This window comes from Legionella stuttgartensis (assembly GCF_977063405.2).
On the sequence record NZ_CDRUHA020000055.1, the window covers coordinates 118,020 to 137,853 of the forward strand.

Sequence of the window (19,834 nt, forward strand, 5' to 3'; positions counted from 1 at the left end):
TGGAGGAACATTTATATGGCCAGCGCAGCGTTGTCCATAAATATGGCAACTTGTCTTTGTTATTATTTAGAGTACTATCTTCGCTTTATTTCAAAATTTTGTCGTTTTTTAAGGTCTTAAATGAAATCGTATCGAAAAGAGTTATGGTTCCACGTACCCGAACGTATGGGATTTATTAATATCACCGAACAAGTACGTGAATGTCTAAAGGAAAGTCGCATTCAAGAAGGATTTGTTCTAGTCAATGCAATGCATATTACCGCATCGGTTTTTATTAATGATGATGAGGAAGGTTTACACCAAGATTTCAAAAAATGGTTAGAACAAATGGCTCCGCATGAGCCCATATCGCATTATCAACATAATAATACTGGAGAAGATAATGGAGATGCTCATATCAAAAGACAAATAATGGGCCGAGAAGTTGTAGTCGCGATTACGGAAGGAGCGCTTGATTTTGGACCTTGGGAACAAATTTTTTATGGTGAATTCGATGGATGTCGGGATAAAAGAGTCCTCATAAAAATTATTGGTGAATAAGGGGATCTATTTGTTAATTCATCCTCACTACTTACGTGTCGCAAACACTTCGTGGGCACGTAGGTGGAGAGGCGTTGCACTCACCTCAAAAGGTAGAACTGCTCCAAGTCGTAACAGCAATTTTATCTTATTTTCAATAAGTTGACTTAAAGTAATAATTCGCGAGTTCCTTTTAATATCAGCATGTTTGTTTTAATTTAGGCCAAAAACAGCAAAATAATCACATTAAATCAACAGGCATTCGCAATTGTCTATGATTGCCTGAAATTTCTGTGTATTATCACCGGCAATTTGTGTTTATTTTAATAAAAGGGGAGTTTTATGAAGCATCTTGTTAATAATATGCTGCGCACAAAAAATATGGTGGAATTGTTACATGCTATGGGTGTTCATTTGGATGACACTAAAGTGGTATGTCATGATGAGCGCGTTGTTTTTCACTCTAAAACAACAAAAGAAAATGAAAGTCTTGGGGCGGAGCTGCAAGAACTTTTACAACAAAATACTGTAAAACCCGCCCTAAAAAAAGTAACTATGGCAGAGTTGCTGACTGATGAGATAACTCAAGCAACCTGTGTTGACAGTGTCACTGCTGATACCCACAAAAAATCCTGCCTTGCCGTATTAAATGTTTTACAACTTACCGGGCTCGATTTCACCATCGATGAACAACAGGAATACTTGAGTATTCAATTACCGTCTTTTGCCTTTGCCCCATTATTTAATTCACTGAATTATAAAAACATGAGTATTGAAGGTGAGAAGATAAAATTCAACGTCAAAGCGTTTCTAAAAAATCACCCGCAAGAACTCATTTTGCTTGATGGAAAATCACCTTTGCTTCTGGCTCACTCAAAGTCATTTGAAGATAAAAAAGTTTTTTATGCACAAAAGCAAGTTAGCGAAGATACGCTTGAAGTAACTCCTTACTTTTTCGTTCCCGAAGCATTAACACCTCCCACTTATCATTTTATTCTAGATACTAGCTTCAGTATGGAGGGAGAGCGGTTAACGAAATTGAAAAAGAGTGTCATTGAATTTGCTGATGCTTTATTTAAATTTCAGCCCGACGCAGTCATTAATCTCATTGAGTTTAATATCAACACGACGAACGTGGGCATGGGTAGCTACCAAACTAAAGATATGGTTAAATTGTCTGATGATGTCAAAAGTTTACGTGCTCGAGGAGAGACTCGTCTTTTTGGTACCATCGCCGATCAATTATCGATGCTTATGAAATCAACTCAACACAATAATGTTCTATTATTTACTGATGGTGAGAATACCGTAGGCACTTACGACATAATGATGGAACATGTTGAAAGCTCTATTGATCTCTTAAAAAAGACTTCACCCCTTGTTCCTATTCGCAATAAATTTTTTATCCTGAGTTATGGTGTGAACCAACCTCAGATCATACATACAGTCGCTGAACTATTTGGCTCACTTGTTCTGCAGACAGATGATGTTGATTTTGTTGAGGCTTTAGACAAAAAAGAGAAACTTCAGGAATGGGCAGCGGCTCGAGAATTATTTAACTGTCGTATGGAAGTGGTTGACAATACCAGTCTTGATGCGAAAGCAGATGAATATGTTTGTTCTTATGATCTTTCCGGCCAATTTGTTGCATTAAAGCCAAAACAATATCAAAACAACGAAATGTTACATTTAACAATCACCGATAGTCAGGGTAAAACACTACTGGATGATAAAAAAATGTTTGCAAATAAACCAATGGAGACCTCTCTATTGCCAGGTACTGCAAAAACCGCAACTCATGTTGGTGTATTTAAATTCCAGCCAAATAAAACCAAAGAAGAAGAGACTTTTACAACAACACCACCATTTAATTTATAATGTGTCTCCTGACTGCAAGCAACTGTCTTGAGCACATTTCTACCCTCGCCCCGCGTCTTGTCTGTGGGGTCTAGGGGCTTAGCACAGCTCTCCTGGATCTCGCGGTAAAGCCGCGGGACGTCAGAGAATAGAGCTAAACAGGTTTTTCAGAAATGTGTATAAGATTCTGTTGCAAGCACCTGGATACGAAAAAATTCTCGATTTACAGATTGAAACCATAAGGTCTCGTGAATTAAAAAAATCGTCTTGGAACATGCAATGGAATACGTCAAAATGAATGCTTTATCTCGAGTTACTCAAAAAGCGATGCAGCAAGGATATTTAATTGAGCGCTAAGAACTTAACAAATGATGATTTTTTTGGAAAAACGATAATTTATCGCACGCATGATTCCTGGGGCAATATTTTCGTCGTTGATAGAGGAAATATTAGAGCGCTAAATTTCGATCCAGTTTATGATCAGAGCGGTATTTATATACAATTCCCTCATATTCCCGTGCATGAATACACTCGTGTGATGTTGTTAGTTCTTGCATTCGTCAATCCAAGCCACATCACTTTATTAGGCCTTGGTGGAGGAAGTTTGATTCATTGCCTTAACTTTCTTTTACCTGAATGCTCGCTTTTTTGTATTGAACTACGCGAAAAAGTATATGATGTAGCAACGAATTTTTTTCAATTACCAGAAAGCCCAAACATCGAAATATTAATTGCAGACGCCCAAACTGCAATCAAATTTCAAAAAAGTAACAACACGCAAGTCATTTTCTCTGACATATACCTCGATTATGGGATGGATTCATTTCAAATCCAACAACAGTTTATCGAACAAGCTTATCGAGTATTGGATGATACAGGTTGGCTGGTTATCAATTTCCATGAACTTCCTGAGTTGGATTCCGCTTTTATACAATACATGCAAGCTCATTTTGCTGAATTATTTATCTGCCCTACAGTGAGCGATAATTATATTTTATTTGCCAACAAGTCCCTTGTAGATTTGCATCTAGATCACTACCAAACCATCCTTACTCAACTAGAAAATAAACTCAACATCAAGTTAATTCGCTTATTTAAAAAAGTAAAACGTTATAAAAGTGAATAGCCGGGGACGACTATTCATTAAATCGAATATTACTTCAATCGCAAAACTGCTTTACAATATAAAGAAACTAACTAAAAGAGTGCTTGTCACTCGTACTATAGAATACGACGATGCCAAAAATATTCTTCTCATCCATTGTACTCATCACCTCCTGTTTATTAACCGGATGCTGGTCTGTACAAAAAGGCCAAAAATCCGGGGTAATTGTTAAAGTTGCCAAAGAAGGTAGGTTTTGGGGCACCTATGAAGGAGAAATGATCCTGGGTGGTTTAGAAAATGCCAGCGGGGCAAGCGGACGTGCTTTTCATTTCACTCTAGGCCAATTCAAATCCGAGCTGGTTGAGCAAGCCGATTTTGCCATGCAAAATAACAAACATGTAATCATTAGCTATCATTGTGATGCCTTTACTCTCCCATGGAGTGGTGAGACTAAATGTTTTGTAAGCAAAATTGATGTATTGCCAGAGAAATAAATTGGCAGCACCCTCTTATAGGAAAAATCAATTCAGTCTCTTTCAAAGAGTTCATGTTCATTTTAAGAAATGTCTTACAAAAGTTTAAGCAAGTAGACTAATGACCTTTTAGAGGATTTTGCTATGCTTAATAGAACGAGGAAACAAACAGTGGATGTTTTAAAAGGAATTTAGAGCGGCATGGACGCTGCAACACCACACGGAAGTGGTAGCTCCTCCTCGTTACCCATCATACCCTACTAAATCATTTTTTAACTTCTCGATTAAAAACCCTACTTCTGAATGCTTAAATAATTTTGAACATTACAATAGAGAGCAAGTCTTTATGTTGTAGGTCTTGGTGCTTGTTGTTCCTCAATTTTTTTCACAGCATCTTTAACAATTTGATTAATTGCTTTCACCGAAGATGTGGTAATCCATTTTTCCAAACCAACTTTATGAGCTATTCTTGTGAACTCTCCTTGACCAGCAGCAAGGGTTTTATATGCATCAGATTTTTTATATTCTTTTAAATATTTCTTAATATCCTGTTCCGAGGAAAATTCTTCAATTTTAGATTTAAAATCCGATAAAATACGAGTCTTTAATGCATCCCCTTTTGCATCTTGATATTTCTGCTTGAATTCCACTGAAGTGTTTTTAACAGTATCTGTCGTAACCTCATATTGATGATCTCTTGGATTTTCCAGGTCCGCAGGACTATAAATCGTTTTAATATATATTGCTTTTAGTGACTCTTTAAGCTCTTGAACATTTGGGCACGATCTTTTTGACATATGTTCAGCAGCATCATTTTCGTTCATCGCCTGCATCTTGGTCAACTCCTGTAAATGGGTAACTGCTGTTTTATGCGGCTCCCGCAATTCTTGGATTTGTTCTGCACTCATTTCCTGTGCCGTTGACACCTTAATTCCAAGCTTATCTTCAATTATCCTTTCGTATTCAGTTTTTAAACTTGATAGTTCAACTTTGGTCTTATTGAGTTTATCGAGAAATGGCTCCAAAGTTTTTATTTTTTCTAGTTCTTCTTTGATAACGGGAATATTTTGGTAGGTCGATTGTTTAGACATAAAAAATTTAGCAGCGTCTCCTTCCGTTTCGAGCATCTCTTGAATCTTAATTAACTCATGTAAATTAGTAACCGCTGTTTTATGCGGCTCCCTCAATTCTTGGATTTGTTTTGCACTCATTTCATGTGCCGTTGACACCTTAATTCCAAGCTTATCGTTAATTACATTCTCATATTCAGTTTTTAAACTTGATAGTTCGGCTTTTGTTTTACCAAGATTATCCAAAAACGGCTTCAAACTTCTTATCTTTTCGAGTCCCTCTTTAATTTGTGGGATATTCTGGGCAGACGACTTTTTTGACATTAAAAACTCAGCCGTTTGCAAACCTGCTCCAAGACTTTCCTGGCTTTGTGTTTTTATCAATTCCTGAATATCATTCAGCTGTTGTAAATTAATAACTGCTGTTTTTTGCGGCTCACCCAGTTCATTCCTTTGTTTATAACTCATAGTAATAACCGTTGCCACATTCATATTGAGGTCTTCGATCACCTTCTCACATTCTGCTCTTAGTTTTGCTATTTCGTCATTTATCGCATCAAGATTTGGCGCAACCTCTTCAAAGGGCAATATTTTGCCTTTGGATACCACAAAACGATTTGGTTTATCATCAAGTTCGTCAAACTCTTGTAAATTCAGATAGTTGTCGTCAAAATAATCTTCTTCGACTTCAACTCCATCTTGAGTCAACTCCTTTCGCAAGTCTCTTAATTGGTGTTCCTTATTAACCGGATATCCCTCTGGATCCGTTGTTTTATATTCAGGATGTTTTTTTTGATAATCAACTATGGCTAATTTTTCCTTTTTAATCTCCTGCTCTAGTGTAGCTTTTTTTCGCTCTATTTCTTCTAGTTCTTTTTCCGAAAGTAAACGCTGTTTAATAACGCTTATTTCTTGTTTTAATTTACTGACTTCAGATTTTTGGGCAGTTGCTAACTCACGGCCCAGTTGTTCTATTTGCTGTAGGTTCGCTTGATGTGAGCGAAGTTTCGCCATATTCCTTGCATTTTCAAGGATTAAATCCTCAACGGGTTTTAATTCATCAAAATAGGCTAATGGTTTAACCAACATAAAATCAACAGAAGTAGATACTTTAACAGGTCTACCCAGTGCCTCGGAAAGGTGTGTCACAGCATCTTCAGTAGTTTTAAGTTCATTACCTGCCATAATTTGATTGGGGATGTTCAAGGACTGAACAAACTTACTTCGTTGAGTAAATAGAATAATCTCATCATAATCGCCCTCGCGCAGTAGTTTGACGAGATCAAGATTGAGTTTACCATTTATTAAAAGACATCCGTCAATATCAACAAGTGCTACTTTTTTTTTCTTGCGAGCCTCCAGGCTTTCCGGGCCCTCAAATTTATCTTCACTCATTTTTTGCCTTAAAAAATGTTATTGAATCATACAGTGTTAATTGGTGTTATCACCTCATTTAAGTGTATATTATTACAACCATGTGTTCAATTTTGATCCCTTTATATGCCATGTAATTGCAGCAAGACATACGGAGCATTATTAATAGTTCTCAATTAAGATGGTTAAATCTTTCTGATAATCAACCTAAAATAATAGAAGTAACAAATATATGTGGGTTTTGGTTTATAATATTGTAATAAGAACATTTGAACTCTATGAGGGATATTATGATCAAAGGTTCCGAGCTCCTAGTTGCCGCCCTTGAAAACGAGGGTGTCGAACACATTTTTGGTATTCCAGGCGAAGAAAATCTCGATGTTGTGGAGGCACTTCGCAACTCTTCCATCAAACTCGTACTTACCCGACACGAACAAGCGGCAGCTTTTATGGCAGCAACCTATGGGCGATTAACCGGAAAACCCGGAGTGTGTATGACTACCCTTGGCCCCGGGGCACTAAATCTCACTACCGGAGCAGCTTATGCCCTTCTAGGTGAAATGCCCATGATCATGATCACCGGACAAAAGGGAATCCTATCCTCACACCAAGCCCGATTTCAGATGGTGAATACGATAGCGACCATGCAACCCTTGACTAAAATGTCGCGTCAAATTATATCGCCGTCGATGATCCCCACTATTGTGCGCGAAGCGTTTCATCTTGCTCAAGCAGAAACACCGGGACCCGTGCATTTAGAACTTCCTGAAGACATTGCTGCAGAACGAACCAAAAAAGTTGCACTCATTCCCCCACACCCTATTGAATATCCCGTAGCCAGCGAAGCAGCCCTAAATCGCGCCGCAGAAATGATTATACAAGCCAAGCGACCACTCGTGATGCTCGGTGCGGCAGCCTCACGTCCCAGAGCAACCAACGCGCTTGCCCAATTTATTTTGCGAACAAAACTTCCTTATTTCACCACCCAGATGGGGAAGGGAACCGTTTCTGGGGCAACCGAACTTTATATGGGGACCGCAGCCCTTTCAGCACGGGATTATGTTCATGAAGCAATCGAACAAGCGGATCTCATTATTACCATTGGCCATAGTACTGTAGAAAAACCTCCCTTTATCATGGAAACCAGTCATCTTAAGGTCATTCATGTTGGATACCTATCAGCTACCGTGGAACAAATTTATTTTCCTCAAGCAGAAGTGTTAGGTGATATGGGGCCTTCATTAAATTTGCTTGCGGACAAACTCGAAGGCAAACTTCCACATGCAACTGCACTTTTACATTTACGCGAAGGTATTTTGAGCAAAATCGCTGCGCGAGCTACTGAAGATCGCTTTACTCCACAACGCATGGTGTATGACGTACGACAAGTCATGCCACATGATGGAATTCTCGCTTTGGATAATGGGATGTATAAAATCTGGTTTGCCCGCAATTATCGGACGCAAATGGCAAACACTCTCCTTCTTGATAATGCACTAGCAACTATGGGAGCTGGGCTGCCATCCGCAATTATGGCCTCACTTTTATATCCTAACCGTCGGGTGATGGCTGTGTGCGGCGATGGAGGTTTTATGATGAATAGCCAAGAGTTAGAAACTGCGGTCCGGCTTAAATTAAACCTGGTGGTGCTGGTGATTGAAGATCATGCATTTGGCATGATCCGTTGGAAACAGGCCGTGGATCACTTCCCTGATTTTGGCATGACCTTCACGAATCCAGATTTAATCAAATATGCTGAGGCATATGGAGCGCATGGAACCCGAGTGGAAAAAATTGAAGACTTTCAATCCATTCTGGAAAATGCCTTCACTGCTGGCGGAGTACAGCTTGTTATTTTCCCAATCGATTACTCAGAAAATAAACGTGTCCTGGTCGATGAATTACAACAACGTCTGCCACCAGCACCAGCGAAATAAGGATCATCATGAGAAAAACACTCCGCGTGGTACAAGCATTTGATCGGGTCTTAATCAAAGAAATTCCCGTCGATGATGAGCCAGCGCTGAAAGCAAAGCTTGGGACTGCTGCATCAACCCTAAAAAATCGCAAAAATTGGCTTAAACCCTATGAGCGCATGGCGATTTTAAAACGCGCGGCCCAATTATTAACCTCTGAACAGGAGCGCTTTGCAAAACTCATTGCGCAAGAAGGTGGGAAACCTTTTACTGACGCAGCAATTGAAGTGACACGTGCCATAGATGGCTTAAACGATGCCGCAGAAGAATTGCGCCATTTCGCAGGCAAAGAAATTCCTATGGGACTTACCGCTGCAAGTGAGCATCGATGGGCGTTCACAATTAAAGAACCCATTGGGGTCGTAGCGGCTATTTCTGCGTTTAACCATCCTCTAAATCTTATTGTGCATCAAGTTGCTCCAGCAATCGCGGTGGGATGCCCGGTCATTATTAAGCCTGCTTCCACAACACCCTTGTGTTGCTTAGAACTTATCAACTTATTACGACAAGCAGGACTTCCAGAAGCATGGTGTCAAACCCTAATTACAGAGGACAATGCTCTTGCAGAACAACTTGCAACCGATGAGCGGATTGCGTTCTTAAGCTTTATTGGCTCCGCCAAAGTCGGTTGGAGTTTACGCAGCAAACTGTCACCTGGAACTCGTTGTGCCTTAGAGCATGGCGGTGCAGCGCCAGTAATTGTCGATCGCAGCGCGGACATTCAGAAAACCACCCAATCGCTTGTCAAAGGTGGGTATTACCATGCTGGACAAGTATGTGTTTCAGTGCAGCGCATTTTTGTCCATAAAGACATTATCACAACATTTATGGATGAATTCGTGAAACGGGTTAACTCATTGCACGTTGGGGATCCACTCCTAAAGGAAACAGAGGTGGGGCCATTGATTCTCCCACGCGAAACAGAACGTGTCATGTCTTGGATTGATGAAGCAGTTGCTAAAGGAGCAAAACTATTTGGTGGGGGCCGACTTTCTGAAACCACCTTACTTCCAGCCGTATTACTCAATCCACCCGCTGATGCTAAAGTGTCCCAATTGGAAATTTTTGGTCCGGTAACCTGTGTTTATGAATATGAACAACTCGATGAGGCAATTCGTATTGCAAACTCCCTCCCCGTTGCCTTTCAATCCAGCATATTTTCTGAGGATATAGAGCCTGCACTAAAAGCAGCAGAATACCTTGAGGCCTCTACAGTGCTCATAAATGATCATACCGCCTTTCGCGCCGATTGGATGCCATTTGCAGGATTAAAACAATCAGGTTACGGCATCGGAGGGATACCATGGACAATGAAGGATATGTCCAAGGAAAAAATGATTGTTTTAAAAAAGAATTGAACATGATGCAAACCAAGGAAATCTGGTTGCTTACAGTCGGTGCATTCCCATCTTGATTTTTGTAGGTCAAATTTAAATTATCGGCACCATCAGGCTATACTTAAAATAACGTGTTGAAAAAATTTTGATAAATGGCACCAATTCTAGTTTTACAACATTCACCTTATGAACCCTTAGGTATCATTATTAGTACCTTAAAGAGTTCGGATTTGCGGGTTCGCTATGTCAATTTTGCTAAAGAGCCCCATCAGCGATTAGACATGAATTGTTATCATGGTATTGTTGTACTTGGTGGAATGATGCATCCCAGCGAGATTGATCTATATCCCCACTTAACTCACGAAATCGAATTATTGCAAGTAGCGATTGCCAAAGAAATACCCATTTTAGGTATTTGCTTAGGTTCACAATTGTTGAATATCGCCCTAGGTGGAAATTGTTATGCTTTAGACAAACCTGAATTTGGATGGGTAAGGGTCGACAAGCGTGGTGAACATGACTTATTTGGAGCTTTTACTCAGCCCATACATGTTTTTCAATGGCATCAATTTGCAAGCCAAACAGCCCCAGGTGTTGAGGTTCTTTTGGAAAATACTCAATGCGTACAAGCTTTTTGTTATCATCAAAATAGCATAGGGATACAATTTCATTTGGAAGTCGATCCCCATTTGATTCAACGCTGGCTAGAGCATCCAGACTATTTAGAGCATTTGCTCCGTCATCTACAGCCCGAAGATATTAGTGCCATTCGCGCAGAAACCCCACTCCATTTACCTCAGTCAATGACCATAGCACAACATTTTTTTACTAACTTCTGCAGTTTATTTAATAAGAAAACTGATATCTTATCGCTGAAAAGAACTCGGAGAGATTTCTTTTAATTGTTGGTACGAGACACCTCTAGCTTAAGCAAACCCTATTACCAAGACACCGATGAAGATTAAAAGTCCCCCAAGGATCACAGAAAAATTCACATGCACTTGATTAAATAAAAACCAAGTAAAAATAATGGTAAATATAGGATAAGTTAATTCAACGATACCAGCAATTGTAGCGTTTTTAAGGGTAATGGACGTAGCGATAAAATAACTGGCGATGAGTACAATTGCAATCTCAGCTCCAGTTAATAAGAGGAGACTTGAGTCTGTTGTTAGTATTTGAATGTCTCTTTTCATCGTGGTAAAAAAAGAAATACCAGTAAATAATATCGCTCCAATTGTCATTTCTAATGCCAATAAGGTAATAGGTGAAATACTATTTAGTATTTTTTCAGCTAAAGCATAGTTAAATCCCCATAAGATGGCGGCAAAGATAGCAAAAGTGAACCACATGATGTACTCCTGGAAACAGATTTTCTTTTTTGATTTGTTTCGATTTTGAAATAGATCTGGTTTTCTGAAACAACCTGGAACTCCAAAACCAGATGACCATTATAACATCAAATAGGTAAAAAATCAATCACTTATGAATGAGGTAATGCCAAAAAAACGCTCAAGTCCTCTGATTTTTTGAAGAATTTTTGGAGTGACTCTTTTGTCTTACACCATCTCAACAGATAAAAATTAACTATTTGTTTTCACATGCTCGTGCATTTGCAAATGTTAGGACATACTCTATATTAGGAGCTGTATTTATCACTAACCTGCGATAGGCAAAGAGAGGAAAATGAATAATCGAAATTTCAATTTAATCTTTGATTTTGATGGTACATTAGCAGATAGTTTTCCCATTGCTATTGAGAAATTGACCCTCTTGGCAAATGAACTTAACCTACGCAAAATAGATCCTTCAGAACTAGAAATATTAAGGAATTTAACATCAAAAGAACTCATCCGTTATCTAAAAATTCCATTTTATAAACTGCCTCATATAATGCATCGAGCAAGAGAGCATATGAAAAAGGAAATTCCCATCCTATCTACCTTTATCGAGCTGCCCGAAGTACTTGGTGAATTGAAAGATTTAGATTGCACCTTAGGAATAGTAACATCGAATTCATTAGCAAATGTTTCAACCTGGCTTGAACAACATCAAATGCAAAATATATTTAATTTTATTCACGCAGAATCAAGTTATTTTGGTAAACGATATTTATTAAAAAAAGCAATTAAATCATACTCCATGAACTTAGATGATACTTTTTATATAGGAGATGAAACACGCGACATTGAAGCAGCTAAAAAATGTCATATCCAATCTATCGCGGTCACCTGGGGATTTAATTCAGAATCATTACTGACTCGTTACAATCCAACCCATATTGCGAGAAATCCCCAAAATATATTAACTATTGTGAAAGAGTTGTTTTAATTAATGTTAACCGTTTCCAGCTCATACAATTAACTCGTACAATTTAAAATGAAAGTAACACCATTTTTGAGTCATGTTGCAAATTCTTCAACTCTAAAAAAGCATCAGAAAATTGTTTCGCAACCACATGATTAGGATGCAGGCTCACACAAAACTGGACCTTTTTAAACCAAGATGAATTTGTTAATGTGTGGATTTCTTTGCGCGACGATTCAAGAATTTGATACAACTTACTGTTATTGGGGCCAACGAAAAAGGGTACCCTCGTACTGATTCCATATTCACGGGTTATAGCTCTTTGAATTTCATCTATCCTTTGCTGGCAATGAAACAATTTTGCCAACGGCTGGGTTAAGGAACTCATTTCTTCTTCTAGTTTCTTTAACTCCCCCACTTGCTTAGGACGTCTTCGAGTGAGTAAGGAGTAATTCTCAACCTTCTTCAGCAAACTGTTCAGCATACCCTCAAAATTATAAACTGAAATGACGTTTGGTTTATCACGTGCGACCTCATTAAGAAAAGTATCTGCCCCACACACCACTAATCGTCGCCATTCACTGCTTACATTAAAAAGTGAACTCCAATCTCTAATAGGAAGAAATGTAAGAAGCTCGCATTTTAGCTCTTCGGGTAATATATGAATAAACGGGGTTATCTTTGTGAGAACTTCAGGAATATTAGAATCATCAAAACTTTTATTTTGAATCAGCTGAATACTTAAGAATGGATTTTGAGCAATTTGCTTAAGTATAATATCTTTCAAGCTTTTTGGAGAACTTTTTCCCTCTTCTGAGGTCTCTACTGATGCAACTATCGCTCCGGATAACTCATCTCCTACACAACTACTTTTTTTATTTTTAGTATCCCGCGAATGACCAGGCATTTTATTTAACCACTTAGTAAATAAGAAAGGCAGTGTACAACATTTTATAAAAGCGCAAAACTCTATTTCTAAACTGTACTAAGTCACTAGACCCGCGGATAAGCCGCGGCGCGTAGGCAGATCTAAGCAGAAAATAGGTTGCAAACATCAATGCTCTATTTCAAAGCCAGAAATGTGGAGCATGATTGTGTTATTTTGGTCTAAATGTTAAATTATTGTCCTTTTGATAGAATGACCTCATTTTCGACCCCTCAATGAGCACATGCGAATTAATAAATTATACCGATTGGGTAAATCACATTTGTAACGATCTATTTAAAGTTACAGGTATTAATCATTTCAGTTATGTCGAAATAAATAATCAAGGTAATTTGATTTGGTTGGGAAGCGACAGCAATTATTTGGAAGAATGCGTTAACCAACAATTGGTTAATAACGCACCTACCAGTATTTTAAAAACTTATCCTAAAAAAGGATTTTATCTTATTGATGTATATCAAGATGAGTACAAACAATATAGTCTTCCTGTATTTCAATTACTAAATCATTTCGATTATGGACATTCTTTTCGTATATTAGAAATTACAGATCCTTGCACCATTAAATTGTATTCATTTGATGCTCCCCTTGGAAAGCAGGATATAAACCAGGTTTATTTAAATAACCTCCATATTTTTAAAAAGTTTAATCTCTATTTTGAAAACCAAATTGCATTCATTCGTAATAAAATAAATCTAAACCCCCTTCCAGAAGATCAATTTTCTGAATTTACCAATTTATGGGATTTAACATTTAGACAAAATAATTTTATAGAGCAAACGCTACCTGCCACTTTTTATTCGTTAGAATCTAAAATTCAAATTACGCCACGTGAAAAAGAGGTATTATTTTGGTATATCAAAGGAAAAACATCTGATGAAACGGCACAACTATTGAATGTATCCAGACGAACTATTGAACGACATTTTGAAAACTTACGCGAGAAATTTGGTTGTTTTTCTAAAAGCCAAATCGCTTTAAAATTAATGGATTGAATTGCCTCTTCCGCGTCACCCCTACTAAAAAAACACAAGCGATTGGGTAATATTACACATGTGACAACCCTTCAAAATGTATTATATTTGGGCCAACAATTAATTTATTAGGTATTTAGAAGAAAATATGAACTCACGCGTTACGTACTTTCAAGAACAAATAAAATTTATTCACGCTGTTTACTTACTATTAGCACATTCCTACAATTATTTAGGCCGATTTGATCTGGAAGGCCCTGATGAGTCTAATGGAGCGAGTCAATTATTAAAAATTAAACAGGCATTGGATGAGCATGCAGGACTGGAGAGCAATTTACAAGAAATGCTTAACGCGCTAAAGCAAAAAAAAGACGACAAATCAGCCTTTAATTCCCAGGGCGCTCAAATAGGAATGCACGTAGAAAAACTACTTGCTAACATCATTGATCTGAGCTGCCCTGCTTCATCCCAAACGGCGCTTAAGAAACAATATAGTATGCTTCTGGCAAAAACATTTAGCGCCCTGCAGGCTCAAGAAAAATCGTTTCTGACGCAATTTACTTCACCTTTTACTGACTTGCTTGCTATCAAACAATTTAAAGTGGGATTAAAAAAATACATTGCTGAATTGACTACCGCCATTCAACAAAAGCAAAAAGTCATTGAACGCAACTTGCCTCTAAAAAAGCAAAACCAATTAATTACGACCAGGGCTGGCAGTTTCAGTAAACTACCTTGGGAAATTACAGCATGTATTACTTCTTTTCTCAAACCCAAGGATCTATGCAGACTCTCAGAAACAGGACAGTTTTTTAGAAAAATAACCGAGATCCCCAGAGCAACGTGTAAAACTTCTTTTGAGAAAAGTATCCCCCAAATTAATGTTAATCTTATTGGCGATTCAGATATCGGTATTAGAAGCCTCATCTGCCAGCTGGCCGAAAACAAATTTATTGATTCACATACGTTTCAAATTGAGAAGAGTGAGGTTCGGAATGATAAAAAATATGGAACGCTGCGGTTGAATTATCAAAGCCCGTTAATTCAGGGACGCGATTATCCAATGACTCATAACGCGGTGGCTTATTATCAAAGGCAATATCTGGGAGATAAAATTCATCTTCTGTGCTTTGATATCAGTTCTCGCGAGAGTTTTAATAATTTAAAATTCTGGTATCAGGATGTTTTTCGATATAACGAATATAATTCTCGATTCGGGTTTTTATTTGTAGGATTAAAAGGAGATACCAATTCGGAGCGACAAGTAAGCAAGCAAGAGGCACAAGAACTTGCGGGAAGTTTCTATACGGATTATATCGAAACATCCGCGAAAGAAAGAATTGGACTTGATCAATTAAAATCTCTAATTATCGAGACTTATGCGATGAGGCATAAATCAACGTTCGAAAAACAAAAAGAAGAATCCCATCATTCTGCCAAGCCTTAAAATACTGAGAGGGACTCTGTGTCGCGCTTAGACACTGAAATCCCTCATCTTGAGTGGCTTATTTTTTTCATATTTGCACAATAACAGACAAATAGTATATATATTATATAGAACTCAAATAATGATGGCTATTCCTATGAAAAACGCCGAATTGCTGGAAATAGCGAACGAAGCATGCGCCTATGCTAGGGAACATATAAAACAAGGTGAGACAACACCGCGGATTAAGTTTTATAAGAAAAATGCCGCTTTATTGGATAAAGATTTAACTTCGAAAAGAAAAGATGAATTGAAAAATAAATATGCAGAACGTTTTGAACAACGTAAAGCAGCTGGACATTATGAAAGCTCTATTTTCCATAATTTACAGTATTTAGATAGATTAACTCTTGCAAATGAAGTAGCTGATATAAGAGAGCAAGCTGATAAGTTATGGATGGCTTTTTGTGCCCATAAAAAGGTGGACGAAGACTCTGCGCGCGGTCAGTCCATTAGAAGGTATTGCCTAGAACTCTGTGTTTTAGAGAAACAAATAGGTAATTGCGGGGAATTTGCCACTCTGGCCTTTCACTATATTGAGAAAATGCATCCTGGACAACTTGAGGAAATGAACCTTACCCTCCTGGGAGTTAGTGGTCGACATGTTGTAGTCAGTTTGGGGAGTGATGAAGATAGGGTTATATGTGATCCCACCTTGGATCTTGTTTTTGAATTAAATAAAGAGCCTGAAAAATTACATAATTTTAGTCAATCTCGCGGGAAGAACACTTATTACCCATACAGCCCCGAGTTTGACAGGCTTAATAAATTAGCCATATCCACCCCTGAAGGAATGCTTACTCGGGAAGAAATCGAAGAACTAAAGCAATTCAAAATCGAACAAAGTCACGTCGTGGCTCCATCTTCTAATTTAGGGCAAGGTTGATCCAAGAATATCATCGATTCACCCCGCTGCAATCAGCTGAATCTTATACACATCGCTGAAAATCTTGTCTAGCTCTGAACTCTACGTGCCGCGGCTTGTCCTTGGGCTCCAGGAGAGCTCCGCTAAAACACGGGATCCCGCGGACAAGCCGGGGGACGTCGGCAGAGATGTAACCAAGAGACGGCTGCAAGAGCAGCTAGGAAATTTCATACAAAAAGTATTTCGTGACTTTAAATACAACATGGAGTGTTGCTGAGTTGCTCCTCTTCAAACACACCTTCCACATTAGGATAGATATTTAAGAATTTTATACCTGTTTCAAGTTCTTTAAGCTGTTTATCTCCGATAAACCGTGCATCTACATAAACACTGTAAGCAGCAGTGCTACAAATGAGCGCAGACACAATGGCCATCCCTAATCCTAAAAGAGCGACCCCCAGTGGTCCTGTAGCTACGGCAGTCCCAAATAAAACAACACCCAGAGCAGCTACAGAAGTCACTATGGAATTCCCGAGTAAGTTACATCCAGAAAAACACTTCTCCAAATTCTTATATTCTTCAATCTCATCTTTTAATAGCGAAAATTGATTGTTCAATAAATTAAAATGCTTACTTGCATCGAAGTGTGTCTCAGATATTGCTTCTTCAAGCGCTGTTTCGATGAGTGAATACATCGAATTAATTTGTTGCCCCTCTGTAACTCCTTTTAATTGCTCAAGACTTGAGATCATTTGAGAAGCATGCTTCTTTAAATTTAACAAAGCTTGATATTGAGCTCGTCCCCAATTCAAAGTGTTCCTATCGGAAAGCTTGTTTTGAATTTGTTTTTCAAGAACTGTGGGAAAAAAACGTGGAAAATATATTCTGGAATAAAAAAACATAACTTATTGAGATAGTTAAACATTCCGGCATTATAGAAATTTAATATATTTTTTCAAGCATTTACCGCAATTTTTATCCAACAATTCAATTTATTGATCACTACGTTGTCATTACAAGCCCATTAGTAAATCATACGAACAAAAAGACCACCTTAAAAACAAAAAGCAGGACCAATTTACAAAAAAATATATTTTTTTACTATAAGTATATTTTCATTATAAAATGCGCAACTTTTATTTTAAGGACCCTTTATGGCTAAAAATACACTCTTTAATTTCCTTTCTCTCCATAAAACTACTGTCCAATTCCCCCAAGGGCACAAATTGGAATTAGACACCAATAAAAATGGTCACTACTATTTCCGTGTAATATGCCCTAACCAAGAAAAATTGGTGATTACAGTTGAAGAGAAGGAATATCTTTTAGAAAACCATCATATTAGTGTGTATGAGAATGAATGTCGTGACGATCCTAAACTAAACCAATATCATTATACTGCCGAATTGAGAAACAAAGCAGGGGAATGCTATCGGTTGCATGTCTATTTCAACGCTTTTGATGAGCACCTAAACAGTACCTTTGAACAAAAAATTGGTGCTAACTATAAATTGGTGGATATCAAAAATCCAAAAAATCAATTCCTAACCCTAGCACTCAAACATACAGAGCCTTTGCTCAAGCAATTACGACAACAACATAATGAAGTCATTAGGGCGTTAGAACATCGTTACACCACATGTGATGAGCTACTTTCAAAATATTTTGAGTTCCAAGAAAAAGATGCAAATGAACTCCTTGTAATTACGACAGAAGCCTGTGAAATCTTAAGAAAAATCCTTCCTCTTGTTCGCTCCTCATATTACTCAAAGCTGCTTTCATTTCACGAAACCACCACACGGGCACTTCAGGAACGTCTAGTAACTCCTATAGAACACCCCCCCCAAATTCAAGCAAAAGAACCAGAGAAGAATACCACCTCAGAAGTAGATACGGAAACCCCTCTAGCATCATCAATAACCCAAACTTCCTCATTAGTTATCTTATCTTCGCTCACCCCAAAACAGGTCGAGAAATCAGATCCAAAGATTATCAGTCAATTAAAACTTGAGCTTACAACCTTGAAATCTGAATTTACAGCATTGTCTATGGCGCCAAGGGAGCTTAAGGCTAAGAAAATTGAAGATTTGCTGGCTAAAACATATGAAATAGGACTTATCTTCGAAAAAGTAATTAGCATAGATGAGTTGGAACAACTACAAAAGATCCGTCGAGAACTATACATAATTGGTGCTAATTTATTACCTGCTTTATTGTTTGAAAATCAATTTGAGTTAGCATCCCTATTAACTTCATTTCATCATCTACTGCATGCTGAAAAATTCCTCAATCTTGCCTTGCAAAAAAGAAATAGCAAAATGCTAGATTTTATTTTGACTTACGGTGACTTGGATTTAAATAATCAGCCCGTCACGGTACAAAAAAAACAATATCCTTCTCCCGTACAGGCCTGCTTTTATGAGAATACCCCCTCTACCCCAATGAATGACTGCCTTGCAATTCTCATCCAACATGGGGCAAATCTTTTGGCACCCGATGAGAAAGGGCTACCTCTTGTTTATTCAATACTAATTGATGAACTCCATCCGCTTCAAAAAGTTTTATTCATGAATCGTGAGAAGACAATTGATTCCGTTGAGTTTATAAAAAAATTGATTGCCCTATTGCGAGCCCACCTCACGCGAGGTGATATCAGTCCGGCGGATGCAAATTCAACAGAATCAGAAGTGAAAAGCTTTGAACAACATTTGGAATTTTTACAAAACGATAAACTTAATAATCCAAGCATACGTTTATTAATAAAACAGGGTAATCAATTAGAAAATAAATACTTAAATGGACTGAGAACTAAATTAAAAAATGATCCTGATATAGCGAATTTAAACAGGGAAGTTCAACAAACAGCAACAGAATTAACGCTCAGGCTTACCAAAGCGCAACAAAGACAAGCCAAATTACGTGCTTCTGAGCACTTGGACGATTTAGAACAGCTTTTTGAAAAATTTGATACCACGGACCTTGATTTTGATACACTGAAAAAAGCAGCTTTAAAACAATTGAACAAGGATTTATCGTTACTCACCAAAAAGATAGAGTTGTGCGATGTACAGCAAGAATTAATTGGAACTCGTCCAACAAGCAAATCCTACCGAAGACTTAGGAGCCGTGAAGCAGGTTTACTTCAAGAAATTCATGAATTACAAAAGGAAACGGCTCGGGTGCATAATCCTAAATATCAGGAGGCAGCAGATTCAGACAAAAAAGTAAGCACTTTATTGTTGGAATTTTCAGAACTATTTTCTTCTTCTGTAAAGATCTCAAAAACTTTATCAAAACAAGAAGAGGGAAATAAAAAAAATGATTTTTCGGCGCTGAGCAATGAACTGGAACAGCTAAGTACATTAATGAAGAAGTCTTAAATGATGTAGCCTAGGCGAAAGTGGTAACCCTGGAAGTCAAGCTGAGGTATCCACAACTATTTAATTTTTTTAAACTACAAAGTTCAACCTCCCGGGCTCGTCCGGGGAGTTCCTCGCGAAATTTACCTTCTACGTACCGCGCATAAAGCGCGGTACGTAGAAGGT

At 38.0% G+C, this 19,834-nt stretch carries 16 protein-coding genes; 12 read left to right on the plus strand and 4 right to left on the minus strand.

Annotated features, from left to right (window positions below; all coding sequences use genetic code 11):
- The first annotated feature begins 120 nt into the window (after positions 1-120).
- From ACWTEW_RS13555 to ACWTEW_RS13570, 4 genes are all read left to right on the plus strand, one after another.
- Entirely contained in the window at positions 121-540 is a 420-nt protein-coding gene (locus tag ACWTEW_RS13555; RefSeq protein WP_454782177.1) for a secondary thiamine-phosphate synthase enzyme YjbQ, read from the plus strand.
- A 321-nt stretch (positions 541-861) separates the two neighbouring features.
- Positions 862-2,397, plus strand: coding sequence for a VWA domain-containing protein (locus tag ACWTEW_RS13560; protein WP_454782178.1), 1,536 nt, complete (start codon positions 862-864; stop codon positions 2,395-2,397).
- Between the two features lie 325 nt (positions 2,398-2,722).
- The gene (locus ACWTEW_RS13565; RefSeq protein WP_454782179.1) at positions 2,723-3,502 is read left to right on the plus strand and encodes a polyamine aminopropyltransferase; all 780 of its coding nucleotides are present in this window, start codon (positions 2,723-2,725) and stop codon (positions 3,500-3,502) included.
- Between the two features lie 110 nt (positions 3,503-3,612).
- Positions 3,613-3,975 carry a hypothetical protein gene (locus ACWTEW_RS13570; RefSeq protein ID WP_454782180.1) on the plus strand — a complete coding sequence of 121 codons (363 nt, stop codon included), beginning with the start codon at positions 3,613-3,615 and terminating at the stop codon, positions 3,973-3,975.
- 323 nt (positions 3,976-4,298) lie between these two features.
- Here ACWTEW_RS13570 and ACWTEW_RS13575 read toward each other — a convergent pair whose 3' ends face one another.
- Complete coding sequence (locus ACWTEW_RS13575; protein ID WP_454782181.1) at positions 4,299-6,419, minus strand: hypothetical protein; 2,121 nt, start codon at positions 6,417-6,419, stop codon at positions 4,299-4,301.
- Positions 6,420-6,688: 269 nt separating this feature from the next.
- Here ACWTEW_RS13575 and ACWTEW_RS13580 point away from each other — a divergent pair, with 269 nt between their 5' ends.
- The 3 genes from ACWTEW_RS13580 (at position 6,689) to ACWTEW_RS13590 (ending at position 10,613) form a co-directional block, all read left to right on the plus strand.
- On the plus strand, positions 6,689-8,335 hold the full coding sequence (locus ACWTEW_RS13580) for an acetolactate synthase large subunit (protein WP_454782182.1): 1,647 nt from the start codon (positions 6,689-6,691) through the stop codon (positions 8,333-8,335).
- Between the two features lie 8 nt (positions 8,336-8,343).
- Positions 8,344-9,732 (plus strand): aldehyde dehydrogenase family protein, encoded by a 1,389-nt coding sequence (locus tag ACWTEW_RS13585; protein ID WP_454782183.1) that lies wholly within the window; start codon positions 8,344-8,346, stop codon positions 9,730-9,732.
- Between the two features lie 131 nt (positions 9,733-9,863).
- On the plus strand, positions 9,864-10,613 hold the full coding sequence (locus tag ACWTEW_RS13590) for a type 1 glutamine amidotransferase (RefSeq protein WP_454782184.1): 750 nt from the start codon (positions 9,864-9,866) through the stop codon (positions 10,611-10,613).
- A gap of 24 nt (positions 10,614-10,637) precedes the next feature.
- Here ACWTEW_RS13590 and ACWTEW_RS13595 read toward each other — a convergent pair whose 3' ends face one another.
- Positions 10,638-11,063, minus strand: coding sequence for a DMT family transporter (locus tag ACWTEW_RS13595; RefSeq protein WP_454782185.1), 426 nt, complete (start codon positions 11,061-11,063; stop codon positions 10,638-10,640).
- A 334-nt stretch (positions 11,064-11,397) separates the two neighbouring features.
- Here ACWTEW_RS13595 and ACWTEW_RS13600 point away from each other — a divergent pair, with 334 nt between their 5' ends.
- Positions 11,398-12,042 carry an HAD hydrolase-like protein gene (locus tag ACWTEW_RS13600; protein WP_454782186.1) on the plus strand — a complete coding sequence of 215 codons (645 nt, stop codon included), beginning with the start codon at positions 11,398-11,400 and terminating at the stop codon, positions 12,040-12,042.
- A 43-nt stretch (positions 12,043-12,085) separates the two neighbouring features.
- On the opposite strand, the gene ACWTEW_RS13605 is transcribed toward ACWTEW_RS13600, so the two are convergent.
- Positions 12,086-12,925, minus strand: coding sequence for an F-box protein (locus ACWTEW_RS13605; protein ID WP_454782187.1), 840 nt, complete (start codon positions 12,923-12,925; stop codon positions 12,086-12,088).
- Positions 12,926-13,179: 254 nt separating this feature from the next.
- On the opposite strand from ACWTEW_RS13605, the gene ACWTEW_RS13610 reads away from it, so the two are divergent.
- From ACWTEW_RS13610 to ACWTEW_RS13620, 3 genes are all read left to right on the plus strand, one after another.
- Positions 13,180-13,959: a helix-turn-helix transcriptional regulator gene (locus ACWTEW_RS13610; protein ID WP_454782188.1), complete on the plus strand. Its 780-nt coding sequence runs from the start codon at positions 13,180-13,182 to the stop codon at positions 13,957-13,959.
- A gap of 127 nt (positions 13,960-14,086) precedes the next feature.
- A complete protein-coding gene (locus ACWTEW_RS13615; protein ID WP_454782189.1) occupies positions 14,087-15,385 on the plus strand; it encodes a hypothetical protein in 1,299 nt (432 codons plus the stop codon).
- Positions 15,386-15,521: 136 nt separating this feature from the next.
- The gene (locus ACWTEW_RS13620) at positions 15,522-16,310 is read left to right on the plus strand and encodes a hypothetical protein (protein WP_454782190.1); all 789 of its coding nucleotides are present in this window, start codon (positions 15,522-15,524) and stop codon (positions 16,308-16,310) included.
- Between the two features lie 230 nt (positions 16,311-16,540).
- On the opposite strand, the gene ACWTEW_RS13625 is transcribed toward ACWTEW_RS13620, so the two are convergent.
- Positions 16,541-17,101: a hypothetical protein gene (locus ACWTEW_RS13625; protein ID WP_454782191.1), complete on the minus strand. Its 561-nt coding sequence runs from the start codon at positions 17,099-17,101 to the stop codon at positions 16,541-16,543.
- A 342-nt stretch (positions 17,102-17,443) separates the two neighbouring features.
- Between ACWTEW_RS13625 and ACWTEW_RS13630 the strand changes: the two genes are divergently transcribed.
- Entirely contained in the window at positions 17,444-19,669 is a 2,226-nt protein-coding gene (locus ACWTEW_RS13630; RefSeq protein ID WP_454782192.1) for a hypothetical protein, read from the plus strand.
- Positions 19,670-19,834 lie beyond the last annotated feature (165 nt).

Bases quoted from the DNA above. Each gene is read 5' to 3' on its own strand.
- ACWTEW_RS13580 (WP_454782182.1), top strand. From the start codon at position 6,689: ATGATCAAAGGTTCCGAGCTCCTAGTTGCCGCCCTTGAAAACGAGGGT.
- ACWTEW_RS13600 (WP_454782186.1), top strand. From the start codon at position 11,398: ATGAATAATCGAAATTTCAATTTAATCTTTGATTTTGATGGTACATTA.
- ACWTEW_RS13590 (WP_454782184.1), top strand. From the start codon at position 9,864: ATGGCACCAATTCTAGTTTTACAACATTCACCTTATGAACCCTTAGGT.
- ACWTEW_RS13555 (WP_454782177.1), top strand. From the start codon at position 121: ATGAAATCGTATCGAAAAGAGTTATGGTTCCACGTACCCGAACGTATG.
- ACWTEW_RS13575 (WP_454782181.1), bottom strand. From the start codon at position 6,419: ATGAGTGAAGATAAATTTGAGGGCCCGGAAAGCCTGGAGGCTCGCAAG.
- ACWTEW_RS13620 (WP_454782190.1), top strand. From the start codon at position 15,522: ATGAAAAACGCCGAATTGCTGGAAATAGCGAACGAAGCATGCGCCTAT.
- ACWTEW_RS13595 (WP_454782185.1), bottom strand. From the start codon at position 11,063: ATGTGGTTCACTTTTGCTATCTTTGCCGCCATCTTATGGGGATTTAAC.
- ACWTEW_RS13630 (WP_454782192.1), top strand. From the start codon at position 17,444: ATGGCTAAAAATACACTCTTTAATTTCCTTTCTCTCCATAAAACTACT.
- ACWTEW_RS13585 (WP_454782183.1), top strand. From the start codon at position 8,344: ATGAGAAAAACACTCCGCGTGGTACAAGCATTTGATCGGGTCTTAATC.
- ACWTEW_RS13615 (WP_454782189.1), top strand. From the start codon at position 14,087: ATGAACTCACGCGTTACGTACTTTCAAGAACAAATAAAATTTATTCAC.
- ACWTEW_RS13605 (WP_454782187.1), bottom strand. From the start codon at position 12,925: ATGCCTGGTCATTCGCGGGATACTAAAAATAAAAAAAGTAGTTGTGTA.
- ACWTEW_RS13560 (WP_454782178.1), top strand. From the start codon at position 862: ATGAAGCATCTTGTTAATAATATGCTGCGCACAAAAAATATGGTGGAA.
- ACWTEW_RS13570 (WP_454782180.1), top strand. From the start codon at position 3,613: ATGCCAAAAATATTCTTCTCATCCATTGTACTCATCACCTCCTGTTTA.
- ACWTEW_RS13610 (WP_454782188.1), top strand. From the start codon at position 13,180: ATGAGCACATGCGAATTAATAAATTATACCGATTGGGTAAATCACATT.